We start from the raw sequence: 7,874 nt of genomic DNA, 5'->3' as shown, positions 1-7,874 counted from the left end.
GGACAACAAGCGTACGGCGAAGGTGAACGGTACCGACGACCAGCAACTGGATTCACTGAACTTCGGCGGTATGTTCGAGGCGTGGTTCTAAGCGAGCGTGATAGCTCCTCTCGCCCAAAACGGGCGAGAGGGTACGATTGGCGTAGGCAGTGTTCTACGCCATCTCCTCACTGAATTCTCACCTTCGCTGTCACCAGCACCGCGGTCAGCAGCATCAGCGCGCCTGAAATCATTAACGGTGAGGTCAGCCCCAGACGATCCAGCGCCAGTCCGCCAATCGCCGCGCCACAGGTATTCGCTAGTTGAATGACGGCCACCTGAATCGAACCGGCTTTTTCCGCCTGATCGGCCAGTGAGCGGGTAATCCACGTCGACCAGCCTACAGGTACCAGTGCAAACGCCAGCCCCCAGATAATCGCGATACCTGCGGCCACCACTTTCTCGCCGCCCCACAACGTAAGCACTAGCGCGCTCACCGCCAGCACCAGCGGCGCACCGGCTAGCGCCAGTTTGACCGACCGTTTAAGGATAACGGAAGAGAACGACGTACCGATAAAGCTGGCGATACCGAAGCTCAGCAGCACCAACGTCAGGCCATCAACGTCAAAGCCCGCCAGATTCATATACACCGGGCGAATATAAGTGAAGAAGGCGAACTGCCCGGCGAAGGACATAAAGATGGCGATCATCCCGGCCATCACGCCGGGACGCTGCAGCAGGCTAAACATGTTTTGCTTCTGATGCGCAGGTTCACCCGGCAGCGATGGCAACGCCTTCACCACCCAAATGCAACACAGCAGCCCCATTACCGCCGCCGCGTTAAAGACGTTACGCCAGCCGATGATACCGCCCAGAAAACTCCCCAGCGGCGCGGCAATCACCAGTGCGATAGACACCGCGCCAAAGATCACCGACAGCGCTTTCGGCACCGTGCGAGCGGGCACCAGACGCATCGTCAGTGAAGCCGACATGGCCCAGAAGCCCCCCAGCGCCAGCCCCAAACAGGCACGCCCCAACAGCAGCAACGTGAACGAACTAGCAAACGACACCAGCAGGCAGGAGAGCGTCAGCAGAACGGAAAACAGAATCACCACGTAGCGACGGTTAGTCGCGCCAATGGCCTGGGTAATAAACAGGCTGGAGAACATCGCGACAAACGCGGTCACCGTCACCGACTGCCCGGCGACGCCTTCGGAAATCTCCAGATCCTGCGCCATCGGCGTCAGCAGGCTGACGGGTAAAAACTCAACGGTAATCAGGCAGGCGACGCAAAACGCTACGGCAAAAACCGCCGACCAGTTGGGCCGCGCAACGACGTCAGCGCGGGTTTTTTCTTCGATATGTGCACTCATTTTGTTACCTGCGGAGGGTGTCTTTGCGGAAAAGACACGCAGTGTAACATCTTAACTGTGACGTATTTAACGTTTTAGCAACTGTTTACCAGGTAGCGACGTTGGCTGATTCAACAAACATCAAAGATGAAACGCCACTCTCTTTCCTGTGGGCAAGGTCACATCAATGCTTATCTCTCCCCCTAACGCAGTAACATAACGTTTTAACGTTGAGAGACGGGGATCGTTGTCTGCCTGCTCCATTTTCGCCACGGTAGGCTGTTTAACCCCCATTGCCGCAGCCAGCTCTGCTTGAGACATGTTCAGCTCTTCCCTTAATCGATTTAAGGCAATCGACTGACGCATCTCTTCAACTTTTTCAGCGATACGCTTCTGACTTTCCGGGCTCTGTTTAGCCATTAACTCTTTAAGGGTCGCCATTATCATTCCTTACTTGTTAAGGTGCTTACGGTACTCGGAATCAGCAAGTTTAATCATCTCTTTGTAGAATCTCTTTTCGTTTAGCCCTGTTTTGCCACCGGCACATAACACGATGCCGCAACGGGAAGGATCAAACGCAAAGAAAGCCCGAAAGGGACTCCCCTGATGCTGCACGCGGAGCTCTTTCATATTCGAAAAAGCAGAGTTGTTCACCGAGTCTGCAAACGGGCGGCCTAGCTGTGGCCCATATTCGGATAAAATCACCATCGCAGCGAGCATATCTTCCTTGAGTGCTTCGGTTTGCTCCGCGAACCAACTGTCGAAAACATCCGTTGTTTCCACCTCCCACATCAACGATCCCTCATAGCAAATAAGCTATAAATAAATTATAGCCTATTTGCTATTAGATCAATTAAATTCTCACTCCCTTTGCGCCGATTTTCATAAACCACATAATATGAAATGGCATCAATGCAGCCAGTGAACGCCGTTTTCATCGTGGAACAGCGCGTTGTAGCGATACTGGAAAGCGTTGAGCTCGCTAATCTCCGGTTCCAGTTCGCGCAGGAAGCTGAGCGCCAGACGCACCTGAGCGTCGGTGATGGGCGCGGCGAGACGGGCTTTTTGCAGCCGCCGATGCCAGGTGAGCATATTGGATTCACTGCCGTCGACGATGCACACCTGCCAGATCAGCAGCATCTGCGCCGCATTCTGCAAATGGGCTTCGTTAGGGCGCTCCAGATAACGTAAAAACTCTTCGCCCTGCGCTTTCCCTAACTGGTCGATCATCGACTCTACCGGTTCTGGCGTGATCGCCAGTCGTTCGCTGAGACGGCGTATTGCCCGTCGGGAACTCGAGGTCAGGATCCGAAATCCGACAACAAATACCACCGCCAGGGTGGCCAGAATTAACCAGATCATGCACGCTCTCACTTAGGCTAAACCCGGACATGATAATGGGATTTTGCGCGCTGTCGATAATCGGGCATACCATAATGTGCGTTAGCTCGATGAAGGTAGAGGATGATGAAAGCGGATCTCAGATCCCAGGCATAAAAAAGCCCGGTGCAGAACCGGGCAAACGTTACCAAACACACTTACGCCATTTTTAACTGCTGAATCTTTTTCTCACGGCGAATTTTACGTTCTTCAAAGATAGCGACGATGGCCATCAGGCAGATACAGCCAATGGCGGCGGTATCCAGCGCGGCAAAGGTGCCCGCCCAACCGGTGAGGCCGAAAATCGGCGTGCCGTCGGCAATCATCCCCAGACCCAGCTTGGCGAAGCTGTCGCCGATCAAATAGGCGAAGGTGCCTTTAATGCCATCGGCCGCGCCGATCGCTTTTTTCGGAACGAAACCCACCGCCGCCACGCCGATTAACAGCTGCGGACCAAACACCAGGAAACCCAACGCAAACAGCGAAGCCAGATAGACATACTGGTTGCTGGCGTGCTGATAAACGCCCAGCGTCGCGATAATGAGTGCCAGCGCCACACAGGCCACCAGCGCACGACGACCATTCGCAAGGTCAGAGAGCCAGCCCCACAGCAGCGTACCGACCAGCGCGCCCACTTCAAACAGGGTAAAGCCCTGAATCGCCACTTCTTTGGAGAGCTTCAACTCCTGGAAGGCATAGACAGTGGACCACTGGTCGATACCGATACGCACCACGTACAGGAAGATGTTGGAGAAGCACAGCAGCCAGATCACTTTGTTTTTCAGCACGTACTCAACAAAGATCTGCCATTTGGTCATCTCGTTTTCTTCGGTCTCTTTGTCCTCTTCGCTGATCTCTTCACCGAACAGCTCTTCCGCTTTGCCAAGACCGTAAGATTCCGGGGAATCGCTGCCAAAACGCAGGCCGATAAAGCCGACAATCAGGGCAATAATCGACGGGAAGATAAACATACCGATCACGTGACCGTCGAACAGGTAATTTGCGCCGAACAGCGCCACGCCCGCCGCACCCGCACCACCGAGGTTATGGGAGATATTCCACATGCCGAGGTAGGAACCGCGCTTACGGCGCGGCGTCCACTTGGTGATGGTGGAATAACTGCACGAGCCGCCGGTGCTCTGGAAGAAACCGCTCAGGGCATAGAAAGTAATCATCAGGAACAAGCTGACGGAGCCCGAGCCCATGCTGGCGCTGAAGCCGAGCATACATATGGCGGAGAGGATCAGCATAAACGGCAGGAACTGCTTGGTGTTTTTGCCGTCAGCGTAGTAGGAAACCAGCGTTTTGCCCACGCCGTAGGTAATGGAAAAGCCCAGGCCAATCATCCCCAGCTGCGTCATGCTCAGCCCGTAGGTGGAGATCATGTCGTTCTGCGCGATGTTGAAGTTTTTGCGGATCAGATACATGGTCAGGTAGCCGATAAAGACCACCAGGTAAGACTGCATGAACGGTTTGAACCACATTTTGCGCCGCACATCGAGCGGCAGATCCAGGGTCGGTTTGCGCACCTGGTTTAAGAAGGCCAGCATGGGTATCTCCTGATTTTTATACCTGCGTGATGGCCGGTATTGTAAAAATCAGCGGCGCGGCTGGCCTGAGACAGCGTCCAGGTGGAACCGGGAAAATTTCTTAGTTTTACGCCGTTTGTCGAAGAAAGGTGAAGCAGGTCACGCTTCGCGCGGGGCCTGGGCGTTTAAGAACGGCAGTAACAGCAGTGCGGAAATCCCCGCCGCAATGGCGATCACCACGAAGAATCCGCTCCAGTGCCACGCTTCCATCACCTTCGCCAGCGGCCAGCCGGAGAGCGAGGCCCCCAGATAAGCAAACAACCCGACAAACCCGGTCGCCGCGCCCGCCGCCTCTTTGTGCGAGCACTCCGCCGCCGCCATGCCAATCAGCATCTGCGGGCCAAAGACGAAGAACCCGGTGGTGAAGAAGCACGCCGCCTGCATCACGTAGCTGGCGAATGGCATCAGCCACAGCGAGCCGACCGAAAGCAGAATCCCGGCGGCGAAAATCAAGTTCATCGGCCCACGATTGCCGTTGAACAGCTTGTCCGAGCCCCAGCCTGCAACCAGCGCGCCGATAAAGCCGCCCAGTTCAAACATGGTGACGGCGGTGTTGGCGGTGACCAAATCGACGCCGAGCGTCTCCGACATATACAGATTGCCCCAGTCGTTGATCGCCGCGCGTACCACGTACACCAGCACATAGCACAGAGACAACAGCCAGATATATGGATTGAGCAACACATATTTGGTGAGGATCTCTTTACGAGTTAACCCCGCGCCCTCCTGCTGCTGGGCAATTTCCAGCTCATCATGCCGCCAGTCGCCAATCGGCGGCAGACCAATCGCCTGCGGCCTGTCGCGCAGCCGCCAGCAAAGAAAAACGCCCACCACGATCGCCAGCGTACCGGCAATCATCATCCCGGCGCGCCAGCCGTAATGCAGCGCTGCCGCCGCCATGACGATCGGAATCAGCGCGCCGCCGACGTTGTGCGCGGTGTTCCAGATTGCCCACCAGCCGCCGCGCTCGTTGCGCGAATACCACGCGGTGAGCAGACGGGCGCACACCGGCGCGCCCCAGCCCTGGAAGAAGGCGTTCAGCGCCCACAGTACGGCAAAGGCCCAGACCGAGGTTGAGAAGCCGAACAGGATGTTAACCACGCCGGTGGCGATAAGCCCAATGCCCATAAAATAGCGGGCGTTGGAGCGATCGCTAACAATACCGGAGACAAATTTCGACAGTCCGTAGGTGATGTAAAACAGCGTCGCCAGCAGACCGATATCGCTGCGGGTCAGCACGCCGCTGGTGATGATCTCCGGCACCGCGGCGTTAAAGCTTTTGCGGGTGAAGTAAAACAGCGCGTAGCCGAGCCAGATGGTCAGCAGGATATGCCGCCGCCAGTAACGGTAGCGGGCGTCCACTTCCTGCTTGTCGGTGATAAGCGGCACGCTGGCCGGGGCTTTTAAAAACTGAAACATCGCCGTTCCTCAGGCGTAGCGCTGGGGCAGCGACACGCTAACGCGCGTGCCGTGCATGCAGGAAATCGTGAGTGAACCACCGAGCGCCGTCACGCGCTCGCGCATACCGGTGAGGCCAAAACCTTGCTGATTCGAACCCGGCGGCAAGCCGCTGCCGTCGTCCTCAATGACCAGCATCAGCCGTTCATCCTGTTGCCAACCCTGGAGCGTCACCGCGCTGGCGTTGGCGTGCTTCACAATGTTGTTCAGCCCTTCCTGACAGACGCGAAACAGCGTCACGCGCTGGCTTTCGCTCAGCAATGACTCGTCGATTCGCCAGTCAAGATGGCTGACGATACCGCGGCTTTCCAGCTCCATTTCACGCATCAGCGAACGAATGGCCTGCTCCAGCGTGAGATCGTCCAGCTGACGCGGGCGCAGGCGACCCAGCAGGCGGCGCACGGCATCGTATACGCCCAGCGAAAGCTGTTCAATGTGCGCCCCACTCTGCTTCACCCCGACGTTGTCGGGAGCCAGTCGCTGAACAATACCCGCCTGCGTGCGAATGGCGGTGATGGTCTGGCCGATATCGTCGTGCAGTTCGCGCGCGACATCGCGGCGCACGCTCTCTTCGGTTTCCAGCAGACGTTCCGCCAGCCGGTGGTTGCGCGCCAGTTCGTTTTGCAGCGACTGGTTAAGCTCACGTAGCCGCTGAATGCCGGCACCGAGCAGCAGCCCGGTCAGGCTTTGCGCCAGCAGCGAGAGCAGTAAATCGACCGGGTGATCGTGCCAGGTCTGGCTGGCAATCAGCGCGATGGCGTTCATCAACGTCGCAATCAGCGCGCCTTGCCAGCCGTAGTGCCAGGCGAGCGCAATAATCGGTAAAGCGAGACAAAACGGCGTAAAGCGCGAAAGCTCAGCGGGCAAACCGAGCTGTAGCCACAGACTCACGATAAACAGCAGCAGATACCAGACCAGGTGTCGCCCGCGCCAGTTTACCGGCTGTGACACCAGCGCCGGGCCGAGCGGCAGCCAGGTGGTGCTGGTGAGGTAGTGCCAGAACACCAGGCAGATCGGCGCCAGCGTTAATCCGCCGGTCAGGGTGAGTAGCAGCGCATTCCAGGCTTCCTCCCCCTGCCCCAGCCACGGCAGCGATTGCAGCAGCGCCGCCGCCGTCAGCGCCGCGCCCTGCAACAGCAACGTGCGCCAGTCGCGTTGCTGGCGGTATCGCGAAATCAGCATCACCGGGAGTAGCGTGAGGGCGCTTCCGATCATCAAAAGTGGTAAATGGGCCAGCGCCACCTCCTGCGCCAGCCAGTACATCAACAGCCATTCCGCGCCCAGCAGCACCGGCCAGTAACCGCGCGGACATTGCAGCATTAATCCCAGACGCAGGCCAAACGGAAACAGCAGTACCGCCAGTTCCGGGCGCTCAACCAGGTGCAGGCTGATGCTCCACAGGCAAAACCACGCGGCGGAAAAGATAAAGAAACAGGCAACAACGGTAATTAACCGGGAGAAAAGTGCGTTCATTGCCAGCCGTCAAACATCCGGCGCGCCAGCTCAACATCGTTGCTGACGTTCAGCTTTTCCATCAGGTTGGCGCGATGAACGTGCACCGTTTTCGGCGACAGCCCCAGCTCGGCGGCAATCTCTTTCACCGCCATCCCCTGCGCCAGCTTCTCCGCCACCTGACGCTCACGTTTGGTCAACGGATCCTGACGCCCGGCCGCCAGCTTGACGGCAATATCCGGCGTTAAGTAGCAACCGCCTGTCGCCACGGTATGTACGGCGGCAATCAGTTCATCCGGGCTACAGCGCTTGGAGAGAAAGCCGCGCGCCCCGGCATTCAGCGCCTGCTCGACCAGCGCCGGGCTGTCGTGGACGGAGAGCATGATGATCGCCATCCCTTTTGGCAACTGGCTCAGCAGCTCAAGGCCCGAGATATCGGGCATCGAAATATCGCAAATGCACACCTGCACGCCTCGCCCCGGTAAGCCGGCCAACGCCTCGCGCCCGGAACCAAACTCCGCAATGACCTGCAAATCCGGTTCCAGACCGAGCAGCTGGGCAAAGCCGGAGCGGACGATAGTGTGGTCGTCGATAAGGGCGATGGTGATCATGGGTTTGTCCTGGCGGATAAAAAAACGCGCTTACCTTAACGATAAGCGCGTGG

The 7,874-nt window shown here is 57.5% G+C and carries 9 protein-coding genes; 1 reads left to right on the top strand and 8 read right to left on the bottom strand.

What is annotated here, in order from left to right; genetic code table 11:
- A partial coding sequence (locus M989_RS24210; protein WP_074398705.1) for a maltoporin occupies nt 1-91 on the top strand: 91 nt, incomplete at its 5' end.
- A 76-nt stretch (nt 92-167) separates the two neighbouring features.
- On the opposite strand, the gene nepI is transcribed toward M989_RS24210, so the two are convergent.
- The 8 genes from nepI to uhpA all read right to left on the bottom strand — a co-directional run bounded on the left by nepI (nt 168) and on the right by uhpA (nt 7,821).
- Nucleotides 168-1,352 carry a purine ribonucleoside efflux pump NepI gene (gene nepI / locus M989_RS00965; protein ID WP_064540803.1) on the bottom strand — a complete coding sequence of 395 codons (1,185 nt, stop codon included), beginning with the start codon at nt 1,350-1,352 and terminating at the stop codon, nt 168-170.
- A gap of 120 nt (nt 1,353-1,472) precedes the next feature.
- Nucleotides 1,473-1,772 (bottom strand): helix-turn-helix domain-containing protein, encoded by a 300-nt coding sequence (locus M989_RS00960; RefSeq protein ID WP_064540799.1) that lies wholly within the window; start codon nt 1,770-1,772, stop codon nt 1,473-1,475.
- Nucleotides 1,773-1,781: 9 nt separating this feature from the next.
- On the bottom strand, nt 1,782-2,123 hold the full coding sequence (locus tag M989_RS00955) for a type II toxin-antitoxin system RelE/ParE family toxin (RefSeq protein ID WP_064540796.1): 342 nt from the start codon (nt 2,121-2,123) through the stop codon (nt 1,782-1,784).
- Between the two features lie 117 nt (nt 2,124-2,240).
- Nucleotides 2,241-2,693: a DUF1198 family protein gene (locus M989_RS00950; protein ID WP_064540789.1), complete on the bottom strand. Its 453-nt coding sequence runs from the start codon at nt 2,691-2,693 to the stop codon at nt 2,241-2,243.
- 176 nt (nt 2,694-2,869) lie between these two features.
- Nucleotides 2,870-4,261: a hexose-6-phosphate:phosphate antiporter gene (uhpT, locus tag M989_RS00945; RefSeq protein WP_064540786.1), complete on the bottom strand. Its 1,392-nt coding sequence runs from the start codon at nt 4,259-4,261 to the stop codon at nt 2,870-2,872.
- 138 nt (nt 4,262-4,399) lie between these two features.
- On the bottom strand, nt 4,400-5,719 hold the full coding sequence (uhpC, locus tag M989_RS00940; RefSeq protein WP_064540783.1) for an MFS transporter: 1,320 nt from the start codon (nt 5,717-5,719) through the stop codon (nt 4,400-4,402).
- Nucleotides 5,720-5,728: 9 nt separating this feature from the next.
- Nucleotides 5,729-7,231, bottom strand: a complete 1,503-nt coding sequence (gene uhpB / locus M989_RS00935) for a signal transduction histidine-protein kinase/phosphatase UhpB (RefSeq protein ID WP_064540781.1) — start codon at nt 7,229-7,231, stop codon at nt 5,729-5,731.
- The gene (gene uhpA / locus M989_RS00930) at nt 7,228-7,821 is read right to left on the bottom strand and encodes a response regulator transcription factor UhpA (protein ID WP_064540778.1); all 594 of its coding nucleotides are present in this window, start codon (nt 7,819-7,821) and stop codon (nt 7,228-7,230) included. Before uhpA ends, uhpB begins: the two co-directional genes overlap by 4 nt.
- Nucleotides 7,822-7,874: the final 53 nt, after the last annotated feature.

Origin of the sequence: Kluyvera georgiana ATCC 51603, assembly GCF_001654985.1 — a bacterium.
Classification (GTDB): domain Bacteria; phylum Pseudomonadota; class Gammaproteobacteria; order Enterobacterales; family Enterobacteriaceae; genus Kluyvera; species Kluyvera georgiana.
This window is presented reverse-complemented; position numbering and strand designations above follow the sequence as displayed.

Coding starts and splice junctions, on each gene's coding strand:
- M989_RS00960 (WP_064540799.1), bottom strand. CDS start 1,772: ATGGCGACCCTTAAAGAGTTAATGGCTAAACAGAGCCCGGAAAGTCAG.
- uhpA (WP_064540778.1), bottom strand. CDS start 7,821: ATGATCACCATCGCCCTTATCGACGACCACACTATCGTCCGCTCCGGC.
- uhpC (WP_064540783.1), bottom strand. CDS start 5,719: ATGTTTCAGTTTTTAAAAGCCCCGGCCAGCGTGCCGCTTATCACCGAC.
- M989_RS00955 (WP_064540796.1), bottom strand. CDS start 2,123: ATGTGGGAGGTGGAAACAACGGATGTTTTCGACAGTTGGTTCGCGGAG.
- uhpB (WP_064540781.1), bottom strand. CDS start 7,231: ATGAACGCACTTTTCTCCCGGTTAATTACCGTTGTTGCCTGTTTCTTT.
- uhpT (WP_064540786.1), bottom strand. CDS start 4,261: ATGCTGGCCTTCTTAAACCAGGTGCGCAAACCGACCCTGGATCTGCCG.
- M989_RS00950 (WP_064540789.1), bottom strand. CDS start 2,693: ATGATCTGGTTAATTCTGGCCACCCTGGCGGTGGTATTTGTTGTCGGA.
- nepI (WP_064540803.1), bottom strand. CDS start 1,352: ATGAGTGCACATATCGAAGAAAAAACCCGCGCTGACGTCGTTGCGCGG.